The organism is Azospirillum thiophilum (genome assembly GCF_001305595.1).
In the GTDB taxonomy this organism is placed as follows: Bacteria; Pseudomonadota; Alphaproteobacteria; order Azospirillales; family Azospirillaceae; genus Azospirillum; species Azospirillum thiophilum.
Map to the genome: position 1 here is coordinate 60884 of NZ_CP012403.1, position 23148 is coordinate 84031.

At 69.0% G+C, this 23148-nt stretch carries 18 protein-coding genes; 14 read left to right on the forward strand and 4 right to left on the reverse strand.

Going from position 1 to position 23148, the window contains the following annotated elements:
• Positions 1-3: 3 nt before the first annotated feature.
• The 11 genes from pseI to AL072_RS19650 all read left to right on the forward strand — a co-directional run bounded on the left by pseI (position 4) and on the right by AL072_RS19650 (position 15005).
• Positions 4-1053: a pseudaminic acid synthase gene (pseI, locus tag AL072_RS19600; RefSeq protein WP_045584714.1), complete on the forward strand. Its 1050-nt coding sequence runs from the start codon at positions 4-6 to the stop codon at positions 1051-1053.
• Positions 1046-1822, forward strand: coding sequence for a cytidylyltransferase domain-containing protein (locus AL072_RS19605; protein WP_045584494.1), 777 nt, complete (start codon positions 1046-1048; stop codon positions 1820-1822). The genes pseI and AL072_RS19605 overlap by 8 nt, the downstream gene beginning before the upstream one ends.
• Before the next feature lie 74 nt (positions 1823-1896).
• Positions 1897-2130, forward strand: coding sequence for an acyl carrier protein (locus AL072_RS19610; protein ID WP_045584495.1), 234 nt, complete (start codon positions 1897-1899; stop codon positions 2128-2130).
• A gap of 3 nt (positions 2131-2133) precedes the next feature.
• Positions 2134-2970 (forward strand): alpha/beta fold hydrolase, encoded by an 837-nt coding sequence (locus tag AL072_RS19615; protein WP_045584496.1) that lies wholly within the window; start codon positions 2134-2136, stop codon positions 2968-2970.
• Between the two features lie 7 nt (positions 2971-2977).
• Complete coding sequence (locus tag AL072_RS19620) at positions 2978-3226, forward strand: hypothetical protein (protein ID WP_045584497.1); 249 nt, start codon at positions 2978-2980, stop codon at positions 3224-3226.
• Complete coding sequence (locus AL072_RS19625; RefSeq protein WP_045584498.1) at positions 3223-4431, forward strand: AMP-binding enzyme; 1209 nt, start codon at positions 3223-3225, stop codon at positions 4429-4431. The genes AL072_RS19620 and AL072_RS19625 overlap by 4 nt, the downstream gene beginning before the upstream one ends.
• Positions 4428-5240 carry an SDR family NAD(P)-dependent oxidoreductase gene (locus AL072_RS19630; RefSeq protein ID WP_245636930.1) on the forward strand — a complete coding sequence of 271 codons (813 nt, stop codon included), beginning with the start codon at positions 4428-4430 and terminating at the stop codon, positions 5238-5240. The genes AL072_RS19625 and AL072_RS19630 overlap by 4 nt, the downstream gene beginning before the upstream one ends.
• 26 nt (positions 5241-5266) lie before the next feature.
• Positions 5267-6325, forward strand: a complete 1059-nt coding sequence (locus tag AL072_RS19635; protein WP_045584499.1) for a 3-oxoacyl-ACP synthase III family protein — start codon at positions 5267-5269, stop codon at positions 6323-6325.
• A 202-nt stretch (positions 6326-6527) separates the two neighbouring features.
• Complete coding sequence (locus tag AL072_RS19640) at positions 6528-8387, forward strand: flagellin N-terminal helical domain-containing protein (RefSeq protein ID WP_045584716.1); 1860 nt, start codon at positions 6528-6530, stop codon at positions 8385-8387.
• A gap of 142 nt (positions 8388-8529) precedes the next feature.
• Positions 8530-8997 carry a flagellar biosynthesis repressor FlbT gene (locus tag AL072_RS19645; protein WP_045584500.1) on the forward strand — a complete coding sequence of 156 codons (468 nt, stop codon included), beginning with the start codon at positions 8530-8532 and terminating at the stop codon, positions 8995-8997.
• Positions 8994-15005, forward strand: a complete 6012-nt coding sequence (locus AL072_RS19650) for a tetratricopeptide repeat protein (protein ID WP_045584501.1) — start codon at positions 8994-8996, stop codon at positions 15003-15005. Before AL072_RS19645 ends, AL072_RS19650 begins: the two co-directional genes overlap by 4 nt.
• Positions 15006-15080: 75 nt before the next feature.
• Here AL072_RS19650 and AL072_RS19655 read toward each other — a convergent pair whose 3' ends face one another.
• The 3 genes from AL072_RS19655 to AL072_RS19665 form a co-directional block, all read right to left on the reverse strand.
• On the reverse strand, positions 15081-15260 hold the full coding sequence (locus tag AL072_RS19655; protein WP_045584502.1) for a YdcH family protein: 180 nt from the start codon (positions 15258-15260) through the stop codon (positions 15081-15083).
• 232 nt (positions 15261-15492) lie between these two features.
• Positions 15493-16185, reverse strand: coding sequence for a tetratricopeptide repeat protein (locus AL072_RS19660; protein ID WP_045584503.1), 693 nt, complete (start codon positions 16183-16185; stop codon positions 15493-15495).
• A gap of 11 nt (positions 16186-16196) precedes the next feature.
• Positions 16197-19751 (reverse strand): tetratricopeptide repeat protein, encoded by a 3555-nt coding sequence (locus tag AL072_RS19665; RefSeq protein WP_245636931.1) that lies wholly within the window; start codon positions 19749-19751, stop codon positions 16197-16199.
• Between the two features lie 174 nt (positions 19752-19925).
• Here AL072_RS19665 and AL072_RS19670 point away from each other — a divergent pair, with 174 nt between their 5' ends.
• Positions 19926-21146 carry a class I SAM-dependent DNA methyltransferase gene (locus AL072_RS19670; protein WP_245636932.1) on the forward strand — a complete coding sequence of 407 codons (1221 nt, stop codon included), beginning with the start codon at positions 19926-19928 and terminating at the stop codon, positions 21144-21146.
• On the opposite strand, the gene AL072_RS19675 is transcribed toward AL072_RS19670, so the two are convergent.
• Positions 21143-22042 (reverse strand): tetratricopeptide repeat protein, encoded by a 900-nt coding sequence (locus AL072_RS19675; protein ID WP_045584506.1) that lies wholly within the window; start codon positions 22040-22042, stop codon positions 21143-21145. The genes AL072_RS19670 and AL072_RS19675 overlap by 4 nt on opposite strands.
• 211 nt (positions 22043-22253) lie before the next feature.
• On the opposite strand from AL072_RS19675, the gene AL072_RS34975 reads away from it, so the two are divergent.
• Positions 22254-22838, forward strand: coding sequence for a hypothetical protein (locus AL072_RS34975; RefSeq protein ID WP_158511084.1), 585 nt, complete (start codon positions 22254-22256; stop codon positions 22836-22838).
• Between the two features lie 10 nt (positions 22839-22848).
• Entirely contained in the window at positions 22849-23049 is a 201-nt protein-coding gene (locus AL072_RS19685) for a putative motility protein (RefSeq protein WP_045584508.1), read from the forward strand.
• Positions 23050-23148 lie beyond the last annotated feature (99 nt).

A 23148-nucleotide genomic window follows, 5' to 3' on the forward strand; every position in this document is an offset into this window, starting at 1 on the left:
CCCTTGACCATCGCCGGCCGACCCATCGGGCCGGGCCATCCGCCCTATTTGATCGCCGAGATGTCGGGGAACCACAATGGCGACCTGGGCCGCGCGCTTGCGCTGGTGGAGGCGGCGAAGGCGGCAGGGGCCGACGCGGTCAAGCTGCAGACCTACACCGCCGACACCATCACCATCGCCCATGACGGTCCCGGTTTCCGGCTGGCCGGCGGGTTGTGGGACGGGCGCACCCTGCATGACCTCTACCGCGAGGCGCACACGCCATGGGAATGGCATGCCCCGCTGTTCGGGCGGGCGCGGGAACTGGGGCTGACCATCTTCAGCTCTCCTTTCGACGAGACCGCCGTCGAACTGCTGGAAGGTCTGGACGCCCCGGCGTTCAAGATCGCCTCCTTCGAGCTGATCGATCTGCCGCTGATCCGCCGCGCCGCACGGTCCGGCAAGCCGCTGATCATGTCGACCGGCCTCGCCACCTTGGGCGAGATCGAGGAGGCTGTGGCCGCGGCCGGCGAGGTGCCGCTGGTTCTGCTGCATTGCGTCAGCGGCTATCCGACGCCGCCGGAGGACTGCAACCTTCGCACCATACCCCATCTGGCCGAGGCCTTCGGCGTCGCCGCCGGGCTGTCGGACCATAGCGAGGGCATCGCCGTGCCGGTCGCGGCGGCGGTGATGGGCACTGCGGTGATCGAAAAGCATTTCACCCTGTCGCGCGCCGATGGCGGCGTCGACAGCGCCTTCTCCCTGGAGCCGGCTGAATTCAAGGCGATGGCCGATGCGGTGCGTACCGCCACAGCCGCCATGGGCCGGGTCGATTACGCGGTAAAGCCCAGCGAGGCCGGCGGGCGCGACTACCGCCGTTCGCTCTACGTCGTCGCCGACGTGGCGGCTGGGGAGCCGCTGACCGCCGCCAATGTCCGCTCCATCCGTCCGGGCTTCGGCATGGCGCCCAAGCATCTGCCCGACGTGCTCGGCCACCGCGCCGCCCGGCCGCTCCGCCGCGGCGAACCGCTGGGCTGGGAGATGCTCGCGCCGCGGGAGGAGCCGCATGGGTAGGCCGCGCGTCGTCGCCATCTCGCAGGCCCGCATGACCTCTACCCGCCTGCCGGGCAAGGTACTGATGCCGGCCGCCGGCCGGCCGCTGCTGGCCCACCATCTGGACCGGCTGGCGCGGACGCCCGGCCTGGATGCGGTGGTGCTGGCGACCACGGTGAACACCGCCGACGATCCTGTTGCCGCCTGTGCCGAAGGGCTGGGGATAGCCGTCTTCCGCGGCGACGAGGCGGATGTTCTGGGCCGCTTCGCCGGGGCCGCAGCGATGGCGGGGGCCGAACTGGTGGTCCGTGTCACCGCGGACTGTCCGCTGATCGATCCGGTGCTGGTCGGCCGGCTGATCGCCACCTTCCTCGGCGGGCAGTGCGACGATCCGCCGCTGGACTATCTGTCCATCGACAGCACACGCTATCCGCGTGGTCTGGATGCCGAGATTTTCCCGCGTCGGCTGCTGGAGGAGGCCGCGGCCAATGCCGCCGATCCAGCCGAGCGGGAGCATGTCACCCCCTACATCTACCATCGCCCGGACCGTTTCCGGCTCGGTGCGGCGCTGGCCCCCGATGCGCCGGCCGATCTGGCAGATCTGGAAGGGCTGGCGGAACAACGCTGGTGCGTGGACGAACCGGCAGACTACGAACTGGTCCGCCGGCTGCTGGAGGCGCTTCTGCCGGCCAACCCAGGATTCGGTTGGCAGGATTGTTGCAAAATTCTTCGCGACCATCCCGATTGGATGGACATCAACCGTTCGGTCCGGCAAAAGACGCTGCACTGACATGCCCCCGGTTTTCGCCGTGGGAGCCGAACCCGCCGATCCGGACGCCACCCCCCGGACAAGGAGAAAAGCTAATGGATCGTAAGGATTTCCTGCTCGCTCTCGATGAGATGCTCGAACTGGATCCAGGCACGCTGACCGGTGATGAGGCCCTGGAATCCCTGGATTCCTGGGATTCGCTGGCGGTCATCAGCTTCATCGCGCTGGTCGACGAGAAGACCGGAGTCGTGGTCGAGGGGGAGAAGCTGGCCAAGGCCCGTACGGTGGCCGACCTGCTGGCCCTGGCGGGTGCGCCGGTCACGGCCTGACCGGTGCCGCGTCCCGTTTCCGACGGCAGCCGCCTGCGTGCCGGTGTCGCGACCGTGGATGGTGCGCAGGCAGCCTACCTCTCGGTCGGTGGCGGGGGCGTGCCGGTGCTGCTGCTCCATGGCTTCGCCGGCGACCGGCTGACCTGGCAGTTCAACCTGTCGGCCCTGTCGGCGCGCCGCCGTGCTGTCGCCGTCGATCTGCCGGGCCATGGCGGCTCCACCCCCGATGTGGGCCGCGGTCTGGTCACCGACTTCGCCCCCTGGCTGGTCGGCTTCCTCGACGCGCTGGAATTGCCGCGGGTCCATCTCGTCGGCCATTCGATGGGGGGGTATGTCGGGCGCGAACTGGCACGGCTGGTGCCGGACCGTGTCGCCAGCCTGACATTGTTGGCCAGCGCCGGGCTGGGAACGCCCTTCGACCTGGAATTCCTGCGACGCGCCGTGGCACCGGCAGACGTGGCGGAGGGGCGGGCCTGCGCCGAAAGGCTGTTCGCCGGCCCGTCGCCCTTGATTTCGCGCTTCGCCGAGGTGTTGCATGCCCAGGGTTGCGACCCGGTGCGCCGGGCGGCGCTGGAGCGGATCATCGAGCTGTCCTTCGCCGACCATACCGATGGCGGGCCGCCGGTGGATTGGGGCGCCTATCCCATGCCGATCCAGGTGCTTTGGGGCCGTGCCGACCGCATCATCCCCCTGCCGCCACCCGACCGGCTGCCGCCCGGGGCGCCCTTCCTGGTTTTCGACAATGCGGGGCATCTGCCGCACATCGAGGCCGCCAGCCCGGTGACCTTGGCCATCCGGGCCTTCCTGGACCGTTGCGACGACACCCTTCCAGCGAGTTGACCATCCGATGACCGACAGCATCTTCGCCCTGATCGCCGAGGAACTCGGCCGTATCGTCGCCGATAAGGGAGAGGTTTTGCCGCCCCTTGGCATGGGCAGCCTGTTCCTGGGCGGCGACCTGCCCATCGACTCCCTCGACCTCGCCACGCTGCTGGTGGTGCTGGAGCAGCGGACCGGCCAGGATCCTTTCCGCGACGGCTTCCGCCAGTTCACCACCGTCGGTGAACTGGCGGCGCTCTACACCGTTCCGGCATGACGGCCGCACGCCCCGGCTGGATTCATCCCGCCTTCCGCCTGATCGAGGGGGAGGAGGCCTTCGGCTGGCCCGAACTGGCGGCCTTGCCGCATGGTGACTTGTCGGGTGGCGGGGTGGTTCTGGCAGACCGGCCGTCGCGCGTGCTGGCCGCCCTGGCCGCCGCCGAGGCCGCCGGGCAGGGACTGCTCCTGGCGCGCGGGACGCGCGATGTCCAGGATTGGCAGCCGGGGCAGGGCTTCTCGGTGACGCTCGAAAGCTCCGGCACCACCGGCGGGCCGAAGCGTCTGCGCCATGGCTTCGACCGGCTGCGCGGCCGGCTGCGCGGCGTGGGGGAGATGGGGGCTCGCTGGCTGCTGACCTATGAGGCGGGGGCCTTCGCCGGGCTTCAGGTGATGCTGACCGCCGCGGCGTCCGGCGCGCTGCTGGTTGCGGTGCCCGGCGGCAAGGCAGCCGGCGGTCGGCCGGAGGGGGCGGGCATTGCCGATCTGGCGCAGGCGGCGCGGCGGCATGCGGTCACCCATGTCAGCGGCACGCCCAGCTTCTGGCGCGCCTTCCTGATGGCGCTGGGCGATGCGGAATTGCCGTTGGCCGCGGTGACCCTGGGTGGGGAAGCCGCCGACCAGCCGTTGCTCGACCGGTTGGCGCGGCGTTTCCCGCGGGCGCGGCTGCGCCATATCTACGCCTCGACCGAAGCCGGAGCATTGTTCGCGGTCAATGACGGTCGTGCCGGCTTTCCGGCCGGCTGGCTGGAGACGGGGGCCGACGGCGTCGCCCTGCGCATCGCCGACGGCGTTCTGGAGGTGCGGAGCCCGCGTGCCGCTCCGGCTGCTGCCGGTCCCGACGGCTGGCTGTCAACCGGCGATCTCGTCGAATGCCGGGGCGATCGCGTGCTGTTCGCCGGCCGGCTCGACGGGCTGGCCAATGTCGGCGGGGTGAAGGTCTCGCCGGAGGCGGTGGAGCGCCGCCTGCTGGCGGTTGACGGGGTGGCCGATGCAGCGGTCGTCGCCGTGCCCAGCCCGATCACCGGGCAATTGCTGACCGCCACTGTCGTGCTGGCGCCCGGCGCCGACGAGATGGTCCTGCGCGCGGCGCTGCGTGCCGCCGTCGCCGATCTGGTCCCGGCGGCCCGACCGCGGGCGGTGACCTTCGCCGACCGCATCCCGTTGAGCGCAGCGGGCAAGAAGTGCCGGAAGGGAACCGCATGACCGACATCCCGATGCCCGATATCCAGGTGCCCGATGCCCCAATGACAGATGCCGCTGCGACCGTTGCCGGACCGAAGCGTCACGTCATCGTCACCGGCGGCAGCCGCGGGCTCGGCCTTGCCCTGGTGGAAGCGCTTCTGGCCGACGGCTACCGCGTTTCCACCTGCAGCCGCTCGTCGTCCGATGCGCTGGAGCGGCTGGCCGGTCCCGACCTGTTCTGGCATCCCTGCCGCATCGGCGAGGCGGCGGAGGTGCGCGGCTTCTTCGACGCGGCCGTGGCCTGGGGCGGCGATGCGCCGCTGTGGGGACTGGTCAACAATGCCGGCATCGCACGGGAGGGCGTGCTGGCGACCTTCCCGGAGGTCGACGCCGAAGCGGTGATCCAGACCAACCTGACAGGCGCGCTCCAGGCCGCCCGCGCCTTCCTGCGGGCCAAGCTGGTGGAGCGGGGCGCCGGCCCGAAGGGGGGGCGGATCGTCAACATCTCCTCCATCATCGGCCAGCGCGGCTATGTCGGGCTGGCCGCCTACTCGGCCTCCAAGGCCGGGCTGGACGGGTTGACCCGGGCACTGGCGCGCGAGGTCGGAAGGCGTGCGATCACCGTCAACTCGGTGGCGCCGGGCTATCTCGACACCGAGATGTCCGGCACCCTGTCGGCCGGGCAGCGTGACCAGATCGTCCGCCGCACCCCGCTCGGCCGGCTCGGGACCGCGGTGGACGTGGTCCCGGTGGTCCGCTTCCTGCTGGGCACGGGCGGCGGCTTCGTCACGGGACAGACCATCACGGTGGACGGCGGCATCACCTGCTGACGCCGTGCTTGACAGGGGAGGCGGACATGGTCGCAGGCCGGATTGACGGGGTGTGCGTGCGCGGCATCGTCGGCTGCGTGCCGGAAGGGCGCGAGACGGTCGATGACCTCGCCCGTCGCTTCGGGGAGGACGCTGCCCGCAAGGTCGCCGCCGCCACCGGGATCGAGGAGCGGCGGATCGTCGCCCCCGGCCAATGCACCAGCGATCTTGCGGAGGCCGCGGCGCGCCGTCTGCTCGACGGGTTGGGCTGGGATCCGGCAAGCCTCGATCTGCTGGTGCTGGTGACCCAGACCCACGACCAGGTTCTGCCCGGCACCGCGTCGCTGCTGCATCGGCGGCTGGGACTGCGCAAGGGGGCGGCGGTCCTCGACATCACCCATGGCTGTTCGGGTTTCATCTATGGGCTATGGACCGCCGCAGGGCTGCTCAGGGCAGCGGGCCGACGGGCGCTTCTGCTGGTCGGCGACACCACGTCCCGGCTGGTCGATCCCGACGACCGGGCGGTGGCCCCGCTGTTCGGCGACGGTGCCGCCGCCGTCGCACTCGAACAGGATGAGTTCGCCGCGCCAATTGCCTTCGACCTGGGCAGCGACGGCGCCGGCGCACCTTATCTCGCGGCAGAGAGCGGAGCGATGCGCCATCCCGGCCGGCCGGCCCGGTTGTTCATGGACGGCACCCAGGTCTTCGCCTTCACCCTGCGGGAGGTGCCGGGCAGTGTGCGTGCCGCGCTGGATGCCGCCGGCTGGACGATGGAGTCGGTCGATCACCTGGTCCTGCACCAGGCCAACGCCCAGATGATCCGCCATCTCGGTCAGAAGCTGGGAGCTCCGGCCGGGCGCACGGTCGTTGCTCTGCGGGAGGTCGGCAACACCAGTTCTGCCTCCATACCTCTGGCACTCGCCGGAGCGCTGGCTCCGTCGCTCAACACCGCCTCCCGCCGGCTGCTGCTGTCCGGTTTCGGCGTCGGCTGGTCCTGGGGCAGCGCAGCGCTCGTCGTCGGGCCGCTCGCACTGTGCGAGACGGTTGTCCTGCCCGGCAGGAAATGCCCGGCAGAAACTGCCGCCCCGGCAAGCCCTACCTCCTAACCGGCAGTTTCTGCCGGGCAACCGGCAAAAATTGCCGGGCTCTATTTTTCCTATCGGCACGGATTGCCAAGGAAACCCGGCAAATTTGATCTGGCCCGCTTTTTGCCTACCCCTTTGGCGGGGGAATTAGTCCCCTTCCGGGTTTCACGCGCACCGAATAAGGCGCGCGTCCGGACATCGATCCTCCAAAGGAGTGGCCATCATGGCTGGCAACGTTTCCCTGTCCTCTTCGATGCGCACGAACCTGCTGCAGCTGCAGAGCACGCAGGCGCAGATCGACAAGAAACAGAACATCCTGTCGACGGGCAACAAGATCAACACCGCCCTCGACGGCCCGACCGCCTTCTTCTCGGCCAAGGGGCTGAACCAGCGCGCCGGCGACCTGACGTCGCTGAAGGACGCGATGGGCCAGTCGATCAGCACGATCCAGGCCGCCGACAAGGGCCTGACCTCGATCGACTCCATGGTCGACCAGGCCAAGGGCCTGACCACCGCCGCCTATGCGGCCCTGGGTAACGACGCCGCCTCGATCGCCACCCGCAAGTCGCTGGCTGCACAGTTCAACACGCTGCGCGGGCAGATCGACAAGCTCGCCGGCGACAGCGGCTACAGCGGCAAGAACCTGATCAACGGCAACGGCCTGAGCATGGACAGCACCAGCGCGTCCCGTGCCTCCGCCAATACCATTGTCGGCGTCGACAACGCCCGTGTCACCAACGTCCAGTCCGCCGATACCTATTCGATCCGCATCAAGGGTGACGGATCCGTCGAGGGCAAGACCGAGGACATCACCAAGGCGGAGCGTGCGCATGGCCTGACCGGACTGAAGCTGTCGGGCACGATGTCCTCGACATCGGGCAGCTTCTCCAACGTCCAGATCGAGGTTCGCGGGGCCAACGGCCGTTCGCGCGACTTCATCGTCTCGGACGGCAAGGAAAGCCGTACGATCTCCTACTTCGACAACACGCAGTCGACCAGCACCAACCTGACCACGCCTGCCAAATCGGGTTCGGCGCAGGTCTCGACGGTGAACATCAGCGGGACGATCGAGGAAGGCGACATCTTCTCCATTTCGGTGGAAGGCCAGACCTTCAGCTACACTGCGACCAAGGGCGATGTCTCCATCGGCCAGAACGCCGCCAAGAACATCGCGACCAACCTGCAGGCGTCGATCAGCACCGCCATCACCGGCGGCCGCCTGCAGGGCAAGGACGTCGCCACGGCCTCGATCCAGACCAACGGCACCATCACCCTGACCGGCAACACCACGGCCGGCGTTGTCCGTGACTTCACGCTGACCTCCAGCACGACCAACGCGCTGACCAAGAAGATCTCGGAGAGCTTCGCGTCGGGCACGATCGTCTCCTTCACCGTCGACCGGCAGTTGCTGGAAGCGGCGAACAACCAGGGCAACGGCATCTCGAGCATCGAGAAGAAGGTCGACCTGCAAATCCAGGTCACCAACTCCAATGGCGCCCAGGTCACCCGCGATGGCAACAACGAACAGGGCAATGCCAAACTGGCCGGCGGCGACCAGGCCTTCGCCTTCGACAGCGGCACTGTGCACCTGAACATCGACGCGGCGACCATCAAGCAGGCGGCTTCGGCGAACTGCTCGGCGAACATCGTCACCAAGCAGATCTCCGACGCCAACTCGTCGAACGACATCACGGTCCAGTTGAACGAGACCAACACCAACGCGATCACCGTGAGCGCGGTCAACCTCTCGACCAGCGGCCAGGGCCTGAAGCTCGACGAAGCGCAGAACGACTGGACGGACCGCGCCGACATCGACAAGGCGGTTGCCGGCCTCGACAACGCCAAGGCGACGATCCGCTCCGCCTCGCAGTCTCTGTCCACCAACCTGAACATCATCACGACCCGCGAGAACTTCACCAAGGAGTTCAGCGACGTGCTGACCGAAGGCGCCAGCAAGCTGACGCTGGCCGATCAGAACGAGGAAGGCGCAGGCCTGTTGATGCTGCAGACCCGTCAGCAGCTCGGCACCATCGCCCTCTCGCTGGCCAACCAGTCGCAGCAGTCGATCCTGCGCCTGTTCTAAGGCGTGGAGTTCGGATAGGGAGTTCGGGTAGGATCACTTATGGCGGGCGGCGGCATCAGGCTGCCGCCCGTTTCCTTCTTGGGCCGAACCGGGCCGGCAAAGGCCGGCCGGCGATGGCGCGCAAGCCCCGGGTTCCTCACTCATGCCGCTCAAGTTCGTACTTCGTCCCAACGAGAAGGTCATCATCAACGGCGCCGTCATCGGTGCCGGCGACCGTCCGGGATCGTTCTTTCTCTACAACACCGCGAATTTCCTGCGCGGTCGCGAGGTTCTCAAGGAAGAGCAGATCGACAGCATCGAGAAGAAGCTCTATTTCGTCATCCAGCTCGTCTACATCTTCCCCGAGGATTCGACGCTGAATCTCCAGCGCTTCGCCTCGATCCTGGATGAAACGCGTGATGCGCGGCCGGACTCCGCCAAGACACTGGACGAAATCGCCCGTCTGGTCGAAGGGCGCAACTACTATCGGGCGCTGAAGCTGTGCCGCAAGCTGTTCAAGGGCGGAACCGGTGGAGAGGCGGCCGGGGAGTCCGACGATACGGCGGATGACGTGCCGGCCAATCCATCATCCACCGATGGCGAACCTGCGACGAGCGACCGGATGCCGTGACCGCCACCGGGCTGATTGACGTAGCGCTGCCGCTCCACCGCGCCGGCCGCCTAGCCGATGCGCTGGCATTGTACCGCCGGTTACTGGTGGATGAGCCGGCCCACGCCGATGCGTTGCACCTGTCGGCGATGGTCGCCCATCAGACGGGCCGACCGGCGGCCGCACTCCGGGGATTGCGCGCGGCGCTCGCGGTGCAGGCGCAATTTCCGCAGGCCTACAACAATCTAGGCAATGTGCTGGCGGATCTGGACCGTTTGGACGAGGCACTTGCAGCCTATGCGACGGCCATCGGGCAGAACGAACGCTATGTCGAGGCGCACGCCAACCGCGCCACGGTGCTGCAACGGTTGGGTCGGCGGCAGGAGGCGGCTGACGCCTATGCCCGTGCGCTGACCATGGGGCCGGACAATCTGAACGCGCGTTTCAATTACGGCGTCCTGCAGCGGGAGATGGGACGGATCGCTCCGGCGGCAAACGCCTTCTATGCGGTGGTGCAGGCTGACCCGTCCCATTCGACGGCATGGAGGCATCTGGCGCTCTGCCTGCGCGGATTGCGCCATCCCGATGCCGAGGTCTGCCTGCGACGAGCGCTGGCGGACGCGCCGACCGATGACGAAGTGTCGGGCGCGCTGGGGGCCCTGCTGAACCAGGACGCGCGCTATGCCGAGGCGCGCGAGGTGCTGGCACCGGCGGTGGAAGCATATCCAGATGACACGGTGTTGCGCTTCGGTCTGGGCTCCGCATTGTTCGGAATGCACCGCTTGGTCGAGGCCGTGGCGCAGTTCCGCCGGGTTCTGGACATTGCTCCGACCCTGCAGGGCGCCTGCAACAACCTGGGAGTGGCCCTGCTCGACCTTGGCGAGGCTGATGCGGCGGCCCCGGTGCTGCGCCGGGCGGTGGCGCTCAGCCCCGACGATGCCATGGTCGCCAACAACCACGGCACCGCCTTGGAAAACCGCGACGACCCAGGGCATGACCCGGCTTACGACCTGGAGCAGCCGGCGCGCTGGTACCGTCGTGCCCTGCGCCTGCGGCCCGAGTATGGCAAGGCGCTGATCAATCTTGCCGGGGTTCATGCGGCGAACCGGCAAACCGACCGGGCCGTGGACCTCTATCGCCGATCGGTGGCCGCCGATCCCGGCAATGCCGAAGCCTATGCCAACATGGCCGGCCAGCGGCTGGACCGTGACGATCCGGCAGGAGCCGAACAGCTGTATCTGCGCGCTTTGGCGATCGATCCGCACCGGCCGGCGACACTGACCGCCTATGGCCTCGCCCTGCAGCTTCAGGGCCGCATCGCCGAGGCGGAGGCGGCGCATCGCCGGGCGTTGACGATCGACGGCCGCAACGCGGAGGCGGCGGGCAATCTTGGCATGCTGATCTGGCAGTACCGCCAGGACGCCGCCGCGGCCGAGCCCTGGATGTCGCTCGCCCTGTCGATCAACCCGGCGCTCGGCACCGCGCATCTCAACCGTGGCCTGCTGCGGCTGGCCGGCGGTGATCTGGCCGGGGGATGGGACGATTATCGCTGGAGATTCCGTGCCAAGGGCTATGTCAATCGGCGGATCGGCGCCCCACCCTGGAACGGGGAGGATCCGGCCGACCAGCGCCTGATGGTCTGGCGCGAGCAGGGAGTGGGCGACGAGATCCTGTTCGCATCCTGTTACCGCTCTCTGATCGCACTGGCGGGACATGTGGTGGTGGAATGCGATCGGCGGCTCGTCACGCTGTTCGCGCGCTCCTTTCCCCAGGCCACGGTAAGGGCGCAGTCCGTCGATGAGGACGGCCGCGAACTCGTTCAGCCGCCCGATGTCGATGCCCATGTGCCAGCCGGCAACCTGCCGTGGCTGTTGCGCGGCAGGCTGCCGGATTTCCGCGCAGCCTCGCCCTGGCTGGTGCCGGACCCGGCGCTGGTGGAACGCTGGGGACAGCGGCTGGCGGCGCTCGGGCCTGGGCTGCGCGTTGGCATCGGCTGGCGCAGCCAGCTGATGACGACGGAACGCCGCGCCTCCTACGTGATGCTGGAGCATTGGGGGGCGGTCTTTGCCGTGCCGGGGCTCGTGTTTGTGAATCTCCAATATGGCGATTGCGAGGCCGAACTGGAGGCGGCGGAGGCGCGGTTCGGCGTGACCATCCACCGCTGGGCCGATCTCGAGCTGAAGGACGATTTCGACGGAGCGGCTGCGCTGATCGCCAACCTGGATCTGGCGATCTCGCCGGCGATGTCGGCGGGCGAACTGGCGGGGGCGCTGGGCGTGCCGGTCTGGCGCTTCGGGATGCGCGACTGGACGCAGCTCGGCACCGCCGTCCGGCCCTGGTTCCCCTCCATGCGCCTGTTCCAGCCCAGTCCCGGCGAGGGGCTGGAACAGGTGCTCGCCGCCATGGCGCTGGAACTGCGGCGGCTGGCACGCCCGGCGCCGGTGGCGTTGCAACGGCAAATCCCAGTGGAGTCCGTGCAGACCATGGCCGATCCCGACCGGCGGACGGCCGAAGCCGTCGCTCTCTACCGCAGTGGTGACGCGGATGCGGCGCACGCGCTGGTGCGGACAGTCATCGACGCCGCGCCCGGTCATCCGGTCGCGTTGCATCTGGCAGGGGTTCTGGCCAAGCGGCGCGGTGCGCTGGAGGAGGCGGTCGAATTGTTGGTCCGCGCCTCTGCCGCCGATCCCCACAACGCCGCCGCCCATGCCGCTTTGTGCGAAACCCTGCAGGGTCTGGGCCGGCTCGACGATGCCGAACGCATTTCCCGCAACTGCGTGGCGGTTCAGCCGGAAGGTGCGGGGCAATGGGTCAACCGCACCGCCCTGCTGCGCAGTCTGGGCCGGGTCGGGCCGGCATGGTCCGCGGTCCGTCATGCATTGCGCCTGCGGCCGGACCTGGCACCGGCGCACGGCCATTGGGGGGAACTGATGGACCGGCCGGAGGATGCGGTGGCGGCCCATCGCATCGCGACCGCCCTGGTGCCGGCCGCGGCGGATACCCTCAGCAATCTCGGCGGCGCCTTGCACAAGATAGGGCGCTTCGGCGAGGCGGAGCGCCTGCTGGACCGTGCGACCCGGTGTGATCCGAACCTTGCCGCCGCATGGACCAACCGCGGCAACGCGCTGGCGGCGCTGGGCCGGGTCGCGGAGGCGGAGCTGTGCCATCGCGCGGCCATCGACCACGCGCCGTCGTTCGCGGAGGCACACGGAAACCTCGCCTGCCTGCTGCAACGGCAGAACCGCCGCACGGAGGCGTTGGCTGCTTTCGACGCGGCGCTGGAGGCCGACCCCAAATACGCGCAAGGCCATTACAACCGTTCGCTTCTGTTGCTGGAGGAGGGAGCGTTGCGGGCCGGCTGGACCGGGCATGAATGGCGCTTCGGCACCCCCGAATTCCAATCCCAGCGCCGCAAGTTCTCGATGCGGCCCTGGCGGGGCGAGAACATTGCCGGACGGCGCCTTCTGGTCTGGCGTGAGCAGGGGGTGGGCGATGAGATTCTGTTCGCCTCATGCTATGAGGAGGCGATGCGACGTGCCGGCCGGCTGGTGATCGAATGCGACCGCCGGCTGATTCCGCTGTTCAGTCGCTCCTTTCCCGATGCCGACTTGCGGTCGGAGAGCGCCGATCCGCGCGATGTCGACGTGCAGGTCGCGGCCGGCAGCCTGCCGCGGCTATTGCGTGCCGATCTGAAGCGTTTTCCCGGGCGGCCGTCCTGGCTGGTGCCGGACCCTGCGCTGGTGGAACGCTGGCGGCAGCGGCTGTCGGCGCTCGGACCTGGACTGCGCGTCGGCATCGGCTGGCGCAGCCAGCTGATGACCGCCGACCGCAAGGCGGCCTACGTGATGCTGGAGCATTGGGGGGCGGTCTTCGCCGTTCCGGGCGTCGTCTTCATCAATCTCCAATATGGCGATTGCGAGGCCGAATTGCGGGCGGCGGAGGCGCGGTTCGGCGTGACCATCCACCGCTGGGCCGATCTCGACCTGAAGGACAATTTCGACAATGCGGCGGCATTGGCCGCCAACCTGGATCTGGTGATCTCGCCGGCGATGTCGGCGGGCGAACTGGCGGGGGCGCTGGGCGTGCCGGTCTGGCGCTTCGGGATGCGCGACTGGACGCAGCTCGGCACCGCCGTCCGGCCCTGGTTCCCCTCCATGCGCCTGTTCCAGCCCAGTCCCGGCGAGGGGTTGGAGGCCACGCTTCTCCAAATGGGAAAGGCCTTGCGCAGTGCAGCGTCGCCGAGGGATGGGCGGCCGTCCAGTCCCCCCGCCGGGCCCGCCGGGGTTAGCGACACGGCCGATCCGGACCCGGCTCCGGTCTTTCCGGCCGATCCCGACCGGCTATTGGAGCGGGCGGTGCGAGCCCACCGCACCGGTAAGACGGCAGAGGCAAGCGCCTTGTACGAACGGTTGCTGCTCCTTCGTCCGCTGGATCCGGTGGCGCTCCATTTGTCCGGTCTGTTGGCGCATCAGTCCGGCGCGCCGGAGCGAGGCGAGCCGCGCATCGCCGCCGCCGTTGCCGCGGCCCCCGATTATGCGACGGCGCATATCAGCCTGGGCAATGTCCGTCTGGCGCTCGGCCGGGAAACACAGGCGGCGGCGAACTTCCGGGCCGCGCTGGCGCTCCGGCCCGACGACGCGGCTGCACTGACGAATCTCGGCAATGCGCTCGATGGCCTGGAGCGGAGAGAGGATGCTCTGCGCGCACACAGCCGGGCGATGGTGGCGCTTCCGGGCCTTGCGGAGGCGCATGGCAATCTGGGTACGGTCCTGGCCCGGCTCGGCCGCTGGAGCGAGGCGGAGCGGGCACATGTCCGGGCGCTGGAACTGGCACCGGAGTTGGTGGCAGGTTGGGTCAACCTGTCGACGGCATTGCGGCGTATGGGGCGGCTGGATGCAGCGGAACGGGCCGGCCGGCTGGCGTTGGCGCTGGACCCGGCATTGGCCGACGGCATGGCGAACCGGGGACGTCTCCTGCGCGAGATGGGGAATAATGCGGGTGCACGGCTGTGGTGCGTCCGGGCTCTGGCAGCGGAGCCCGGGCACCCGTCCGCAGCCTTCAACGGCGGCGTGCTGGATCTCGCCACCGGGCGGCTGGTGCCGGGCTGGGATGGCTACGACCGCCGCTTCGACACGCGCGATCTGACTGCGGCGGCACGCCGCCCCGGGGTGCCGGCCTGGAACGGGGAGGATCCGTCGGGCCTGCGGCTCCTTATCTGGCCTGAGCAAGGCATCGGTGACGAACTGATGTTCGCCCAGCGTCTGCCGGAACTGATCGCCCGTGCCGGCCATGTGGTGGTGGAATGCGACCGTCGCTTCGTCCCGCTGTTCGCACGCTCCTTTCCCCAGGCGACGGTACGACCGGCCCCAGCCTCTCCGGAGGAACCGGTCCCGGATGTGGACCGGCATGCGGCGATCGGATCGCTGTCCCGGCATCTCGGTCCGTCCTTGTCGGCTTTTGCAGCGGTCGTCCCGGCGCTGCGGGCCGATCCGGCGGAGGTGGAGCGCTGGCGGGCTCGGCTTGGCGGGTTGGGGGAGGGGCTGCGGGTCGGAATTGCCTGGCGGAGCGGCCAGCTCGACCCGGACCGAATGCCCGACTATACGCGGATCGAGGATTGGCGGCCGGTTCTGACGCTGCCCGGCCTCGTCCCGGTCAACCTGCAATATGGCGATTGTGCCGCCGAACTTGCGGCAGCCGGCCGGGCTTTCGGGCGGGCACCGCACGCGTTCGATGAACTTGACTTGCGGAACGACCTGGATGGAACCGCCGCTCTGACGGTTGCGCTGGATTTGGTGATTGCGCCCGCGACATCCACCGGCGAACTGGCGGGAGCGCTGGGCGTTCCGGTCTGGCGGCTGGCGCGGACGGGGGACTGGACGGCGCTCGGTACCGTGGTGCGGCCCTGGTTCTCGTCGATGCGTCTTTTCCGGACAGGCGCCGGACAGCGGGTGGCCGATCTGCTGCCCGCGGTGGCGGGCGAGCTTTCACGCCTGATGGGGCGGTGCTCGCCGCAGGACCGTGCGCAATAAAAAAGCCGGGCGAGGCAATCCGCCTCGACCCGGCTTTCTATCCCCGTCCAGGGGGTGATACGGTGAGTGGGGGGATTAATTCATCGGGCCGTGGCGCGTCAGGCGATCGATCTCTTCCTTGACGTGCAGCTTTTCGAGCTTGAGGCGCTTCACCGCGCTCTCATCCGGCCAGGAGCGCTTTTCCTCGTCGAGGATCGCGCGGTCAAGGCGCATGTGCTTGTCTTGCAGAGACGAAAGGCGAGCTTCAGTGTGCATGAGTCGCTCTCCATAGGATCAGTCCGGGACCGCCTCAATGTGACGGGCCGGTGACAACAGTGTTCACCCATCCGAAGCGCCGAACAACCCTAATCTTGCGTTTTATGCGGTCAAACCATGCGAAAAAGTGCCTCAACCGTTCGATCGTATGACAGTGGGTCGCAGGGGTGGGGTCTTGAAATCACTTCGCGCAATACCGTGTGGAGGTCGTCAGACCCTTTGAAACAAGGGGTTATGTTCCTTGCGTCGCTTCCGCGGCAGCCTCGGCGATGACGGACAAGGCAAGGCGTGCCTCCAAATCGGCTGGTTGGAGGACGAGGGTGCGGCGATACCAAATCGCGGCTTCGGAATGCCGGCCGAGCCGGCGGAGGATCGTGGCCAGCCGGGCGGCAACCGAGGTCCGCATCGGATCGAGCCGGGCGGAGCGGCGCAACGCTTCCAGCGCTCCCTCCGGCCGCCCTGTGGCATCGAGGGCGAGCCCCCACTGTTGCCAAACCGCGCCGCCGCCGCCGACCCATGCCGCCCGGCCATAGGCGTCGGCCGCGGCTGCGGCGTCGCCAAGGTCCCGCGCTGTGTGCCCCAGCCCTTCCAGTGCCGCGGGCAGCGCCGGGGATAGGGCCAAGGCATGGCGGAAACGGCGGGTTGCCTCGACCGGACGCCGCAGGGCGCGCAGGATTTTGGCATGGTTGACCGCCGTCTCGTCATCCAGCGGCGCCATGGCGAGAGCGCGAGCCAGCAGCCCGTCGGCCTCCTCCAGCCTGCCGAGCTGGGCGACCAGCAGGCCGTATCGGTGCAATGCCGTCGTTCGGTTGGGATCGGCGGCAAGGATGCGGCGGTACAGCGCCTCAGCTTCGTCGAACCCGCCGGTCTGGTGGCGATCGAAGGCGGCGGCCAGCAGCGTGTCGGACTCGAGCGGCGCAGGCATCGGGCAGGCTCTCAGCCGGGGATCAGTCCGGCCAGGACCCGCACCGCCTGCCGGGCGGCTGCGGCCAGCCCCTCGCCGGGGGGAGGCTGGATCAGCCGCATGGTCGGGTACCACGGACGCACGCCGGCTCCCAACTGGGTCCAGTCGCGGGTCCCCAGCCGCCAGACGGGGGCGCCAAGCGCCCCGGCCAACTCGCCGACTGCCGTCGCAGGGGCGATCACAAGATCCAGATTGGCGATCAGTGCCGACACCCCTTCGAAATCGTCCTTCAGGTTCAGGTCGTCCCAGCGATGCAGCCGGCGCGTCGCCGTCTCCACCCGCGCCAATTCGGCGGTGCAGTCGCCGTATTGCAGCGTGACGACGCTGACGCCGGGCAGATCGAGCAGCGGCAGCCAGTCGGCCAGCCCGGTGTAGGCCGCCGCGCGCTGGGCGGTGACGATCTGGCTGCGCCAGGCCAACCCCACCTTCAGGCCGGGCAACGCCGCCACCCGCTCGCGCCACAGCGCGAGACGACTGGGATCGGGGCGCAGATAGGCTTGGCGCGGCGGGAACCGGTCCAACCGGTCGCGCATCAGGGCGGGCAGGCTGCCGGCCGCCGTCTGGAAGTCGCAGTCGGGTGGATCCACCGTTTCGCGTCCGGCGGAATCGATCATTTCCGCCCGCACCACGGCCCACGGGAAGGATCGGGCGAACAGGTTGACCAGCCGCCTGTCGCATTCGACGGTCACCGGCCCGTCCAATCCCTGCAGAGACTCAAAGCAGGACGCGAACAAGATCTCGTCGCCCACCCCCTGTTCCGACCAGACCAGCAGCCGCCGGCCGTCCAGCGCTCTGCCGGTCCAGGCGGGCCGGTCGATGAGACGCGCGCGTTGCAGCTGCCGGGCGGAGAAGCGACGGGCGTACCCCGTCCATCCGTCGGCGATGCGGCCGTCGGCGAGATCCATCAGCCCGATGTTCCAGGCGGCCAGCGCGAAACCGGGATCGAGCCGCAGGGCACGGCGAAGATGGCGTCTGGTCTCCTCCTCCTGACCGGTGAGCATCGCCATGGTGGCGAGATTGTTGTGGGCATCGGGCGTGTCCGGCTGCTGGGCCAGCGCCCGCCGGTAATGGCCGGCAGCCTCGGGGATCCGCCCTTCCAGTTCGCAGGCATGACCGAGGTTCGTGTGGGCCGGCGGATTCTCCGGCTGGACGGCGATGGAGCGGCGATGCAGGCGCATGGCCTCCGCCACCCGCCCGCCGGTCTGGTGCAGCAGGCCGAGATGGGTCAGCGCCTGCGGGAAGACCGGGTGCAGCGCCAATGCGCGGGCAAAGGCGCGGCTGGCCTCGGCATGATGTCCCTCCGCTTCTTCGATCAGACCCAGATGGTTCCAGGCTTGCGGGAATTCGGGGGCCAGCCGTAGCGCCTCGCCGACCAGAACCAACGCGTCGGCGTTCCGCCCCGTCTGATGCATGAGCAGCCCCAGCAGATGGAGCGCGTCGGCATGGCCGGGGGCAGAGCGTGCGGGATCGGCGGCGAGCACGGCGCGGTAGGAATCCTCCGCTTCGGCCAGCCTTCCGCTGCGATGCAGGGCGACGGCCTGGTTGAGCCGGGCGTCGAAATCCGGTGGGGCCATCACCACCGGCGTGCAGGGAGCCGCCTTCGCAACGGGCGCTGTCGGGGGCGACATCGCGCGCAGGGCGGCGGCGATCGTCCGGATCGTCGTTTCCAGCCCCTCGCCGGATCGGGGCTGGAACAGGCGCATGGAGGGGAACCAGGGCCGGACGGCGGTGCCGAGCTGCGTCCAGTCGCGCATCCCGAAGCGCCAGACCGGCACGCCCAGCGCCCCCGCCAGTTCGCCCGCCGACATCGCCGGCGAGATCACCAGATCCAGGTTGGCGGCCAATGCCGCCGCATTGTCGAAATCGTCCTTCAGGTCGAGATCGGCCCAGCGGTGGATGGTCACGCCGAACCGGGCCTCCGCCGCCCGCAATTCGGCCTCGCAATCGCCATATTGGAGATTGATGAAGACGACGCCCGGAACGGCGAAGACCGCCCCCCAATGCTCCAGCATCACGTAGGCCGCCTTGCGGTCGGCGGTCATCAGCTGGCTGCGCCAGCCGATGCCGACGCGCAGTCCAGGTCCGAGCGCCGACAGCCGCTGGCGCCAGCGTTCCACCAGCGCCCGGTCCGGCACCAGCCAAGGCTCTTGGGATTCGAAGGCAGACAGGGCCCCGCGCAACAAATGGGGTAGGCCGCCGGACGGGCTCTGGAGGTCGCAGTCCGGCGGCTCGATCGTCTCTTGCGGGATCCTGCGGAAAGCGTCACCGGTGCAGCTTTCCGCCCTGACCGTGGCCTTGGGGAACGAACGGCGGAACAGCGGTACGAGCCGCCGGTCGCATTCGATGATGACCGGCCCGCCGGCCCAGGCAATGACGTCTGGGTAGCAGGACGCGAACAGGATCTCGTCGCCCACCCCCTGCTCGCGCCAGACCAGCAGCCGCCGGCCGCGCAACAGTTCCCCACCCCATGGCGGCGCCGCGATTCGGCGGTTCGGCATCACCTCTCCGGCGGCGAAACGCCGTTCATAGCCGGTCCAGCCACGCGACAGATCGCCGTGCAGTAGCGCCAGAAGGGATAGGTTGTAAGCGGCGGTGGCAAGGTCGGGCTGCTGCGCCAGCGCCTCCTCGAAACAGGCAGCGGCCTCCCCGTAGCGTCCCTGCGCCTGCAAGGCATTGCCGAGATTGTAACGGGCCTCGACGAAATCAGGGTGGAGGTCCAGCGCCTGCCGGTGGCACTGCTCAGCCTGGTCGGGCCGGCCCAGCCGCTTCAGCACGCTGCCGAGATTGTTCAGCGCAGCGCTGTGGCGCGGGTTGCGTTTCACCGCCTGGCGGTAGGCGATCTCCGCGCTCTCATAGGCACCCCTCTGCTGCAGGACGGCACCGAGATTGTAATGGGCGGTGGCGTCCTCGGGACGAAGCTCCGTCACCAGCCGGTGCTGCAGGATCGCCTCGTCCAGCCGTCCGCCCATCGCCAGCGCGTCGCCCAGATTGTTGTGCGCCTCGGCCATGCCCGGCGTCAGGCGGACGGCATGGGCGAGTGCCATGGCGGCATCTGCGTAGCTGTGGCGTGCGGTGTGGCTGTTGCCGAGATTGTACCAGGCCTTGGCATAGTCCGGCTTCAACGCCAGCGCGCCGGCGAAGGCGCGTCCAGCCTCGTCGTGGCGGCCGAGGGCCGTCAGCGCATTGCCCAGATTGTGCCGGCGCTGCGGCCCTTGCGGCCCTTGCGGATCGAGGATGACGGCGTTGCGGTGGGCCTGCACCGCATCGGCCGGCCGGCCGGCGGCAGCCAGCGCGCTGCCCAGATTGTCCCAATAATCTGCAACCCCCTTCGCGCGTTCCAGCGCCTTGGCGATCAACTCCACCGCCTCGCCCGCGCGGCCCGATTGCAGGGACAGCACGCCCAGCAGATGCAGCGCATCGGCATGCCGCGGGTCGGCGGCCAGGATCCTGCGGTAGCCGCGTTCGGCCTCGGCGAGGCGTCCGGCCTGATGGTGCGCCACGGCCCGAGCCAGCGTGTTGGTATCCATCGCCACGTTTCCGCCCCGTCCTTCGACTGCCCGCATCCTCAAAGGGAGTGCCATCATCGGGGGATCACGGTAAAGATGCCATCGATAATGTCGGAGATGCGGTCGCCGAGGATCTGCGGCCCGGGTTGGGGAGTGCTTGCGATGGCCGGGGCACGCTTGTCCTTGCGAGGAGGAATGCGCGGAGCGGCGCTGCCGCCGGCGGTGCGGCTCAGCCGGCAGGCCGATGCGCTCGCCGCCGCGGGCGACGCGGCGGGGGCGGAACCGCTCTATGCCCGTGCGCTGGCTGCCGACCCGATGCTCGCCGGAACCCACAACAACCACGGCAACGTCCTTCGCGCGCTCGGCCGCCTGGACAAGGCCGCCGCCGCGTATCGCGCCGCCGTCGCCCACGGCCTGGACGAGGGTATGGCGCATTACAATCTCGGTTCCGTCCTGCGTCAGGCCGAACGGCACGCGGAGGCGGACGACGCTTTCCGCCAGTCCCTGGCCCTGCGCCCCGATCATGCGGAGGCGTGGAACAACCACGCCAATCTGCTGCGCGACCTCGACCGCTTCGGGCCGGCGGCGCAGGCCTATCGCCGGGCGCTCGCCCTGCGGCCGGATTGGGCCGACGCCCACGACAATCTCGGTGCCGTGCTCTATCTGCTGCACGAGCAGGGCGCGGAAGGCGAAGCGGCCGCCCTGGCCCGGCTGTGGCGGCGGGACCATCCCGGCAACCCGCTGGCCTGCCACATCGGCGCGGCCATCGCGGGCGAGCAGGCCGCCTCCCGTGCCCCCGACGGGTATGTGCGGCAGACCTTCGACCTGTTCGCGAACGAGTTCGACCGCAAGCTGGCGGAGTTGGATTACTGCGCCCCGGCGCTGCTGGCCGGCCTGTTGGCGGACGAGGCGCCTGGTGCGATCCTCGACGTGCTCGATGCCGGGTGCGGCACCGGGCTTTGCGCGGCCTCGCTGCGGCCCCGCGCCCGCCGGCTGGTCGGCGTCGACCTGTCCGACGGGATGCTGGAGCATGCCCGCGCCCGTGGCCTCTATGATGAGTTGCATGCCGCGGAACTGGTCGGGTTTCTTGCCGCCCGGCCCGGTGCCTTCGATCTTGTGATGGCGGCTGACGTGTTCTGCTATTTCGGCGTTCTGGACGAGGCGTTCGCCGCGGCCCATGCCGCGTTGCGTCCCGGCGGGCGGCTGGCCTTCACGGTGGAGGAACTCGGCCCGGACGATGGCCGTCCGCACCGTGTTGCCACCCACGGGCGATATGCCCATGCCGAAGCCTATGTGCGCGCCGCCCTGGCCGCGGCGGGGCTGGAGTTGAGGCGGTGCGACCACGACCGCCTGCGCTTCGAGAGCGGCGAACCGGTGGGCGGGCTGGTGGTTCTGGCGGAACGGCCGGTCAGTTAGGGTGCGCGGCGCGGACGGCGCGGACGGCGCGGATCGCTCGGTTTGGGTGAAGGCTTCCGGGCCGGCGGAGCGTCCAGCGCCGCCGCTTCGTCGGTTCGGCCGAGCGTGCGCAAGGCGACGGCCAGCGTGTCGCGCGCGGCGGGGTGGGCGGGGTCGATGCGGACGGCCTGGCGAAGGGGGGCCAGGGCGGCAATGTTGCGGTTGGTGGCCGCCAGCGCGATCCCGAGATTGAGGGCGGCCGACAGGAAGTCCGGAACCAGTGCCAGGGCATTGCGGAAGGCGATCACCGAATCCGCGCGCAGCCCCGCCGCGAACAGGATATTGCCCAGCAGGAAGGCGATATCGGCGTCCTGAGGGGCGAGAGCCGCGGCACGGAGCAGGTCGGTCAGTGCCAGCGTCACCTGCCCGGACTCGAGCCGCAGCCGGCCGCGCCCATGCAACAGCTTCACCAGCTTTTCCCGCGCCGGTTCCAACCCCGGTTCGATCCTGAGGGCGCGTTCCAAAAGATCCGCGGCCATGTCGGCGGCGGCGGCATCGCTGCCGCCGTGTCGGGCGAACGCGCGGTCGGTCCAGGCCTCCGCGAAGTCGGGGCGCAGGGCGAGCGCATGGCGATAGCCGGCTTCCGCCTCGTCCAGCCGGCCGAGACCGCGAAGCAGGTTGGCGCGATTGGCATGGATGTCGGCCTCCACCGGTCGCAGGGCCAGCGCCTTGTCGATCAGGGTCAGGCCGAATTCGCCACGGCCGATCTGCCCGGCCAGCACCCCTAGGTAATGCAGGGCGTCGGGCTGTTCCGGTTCGGCATCGAGGATACGGGCATACAATTCCTGCGCCTCACCGAAACGGCCGGCAAGGTGCAGGTCGAGCGCGAGCGTCAGGGCTTCGAGGATCGTGACCATGGAGCAACGCTTTAGGACGAGGGACGCCATCGCCGCAAGCCTGCGCAGCGGCGGTTTCCGAATTTCGACATGGGTACACCGGTATGGTGCAAAGCCGTTACCGTCGGCAAGCAAGAAACGCAAACGCTAATAAGAGTAAAGAAAGCCTTTACGGGCGCGCGGGGTTACGATAATTTAATGTCTGATTACCACCGAATCGGGTAAGCCGGTCATGAACGTGGCAGCAGCCACATCGACGGTCTCGCGGCCGTCTTCCTTCATGACGCCCCGCGGCAGCGATGCCGTCGAGACAGGGGCCGGCGCCAGGACTCCGCCCGCCACCAGCCGTGGCGGCACCGCCGATAGAGGAGCCGAAGCGGCAGGATCGGAGCCGCTGGTCAACCGCTTCCCCACCATCGCCTTCAGCTACGATACCGATGCCTCTCGGTTGGTGATGCTGTACCGCGACCCGGCCAACGGGAAGACCGTTTCGCAGATCCCGACCGAAGCCGCGCTGAAGCAGTACAAGGACGCCCAGCAGCAGGAGAAGGAGGCCGAGCGCGCCACTCTTCTGAAGTTGACCGTGGACGGCAATGGCGGCGGCTACCCTGCGGCGGATGGCCGTGCGGGCGGCGCGCTTCCCGCGACGGCCGCCGGCAAAGGGAATTGGAGTGTCGATTCCACCGGGTCGACCGGCACCCATGCCGCTTCGGTCGCATTCGCCGCTTCCGCCAGGGCGTCATCCGTGGCACCCTCTGGAGGAACCGTGAATGGTTCGGCCGGCGCATCGACCGCGCGGGTGAATATGGTGATCTGAGGACTGAGTCATGGACATCACCTCTTCAACAGCCGGTGCGGCCATCTCCTTGAAGCAGGCGCAGGGTCAGATGGATTTCGGTGTCAAGGCGCTGAATCGGAATGCCGAGCAGCAGCAGGCGACGGTGGACGCCCTTGTCCAGTCGACTGCCGGCTCCGTCGGAGGCAACGTCACCCCGACCCGCGGGCAGAACGTGAACATCACGGTCTGAGCAGACGGTCCGACTGCGCCTCGAAGCCCCCCCTTTCCAGATCGGGTCGTGTAAGATCGGAATCGATTCGAAGCGAGGCTTCGATCGCCAAACAAAGGG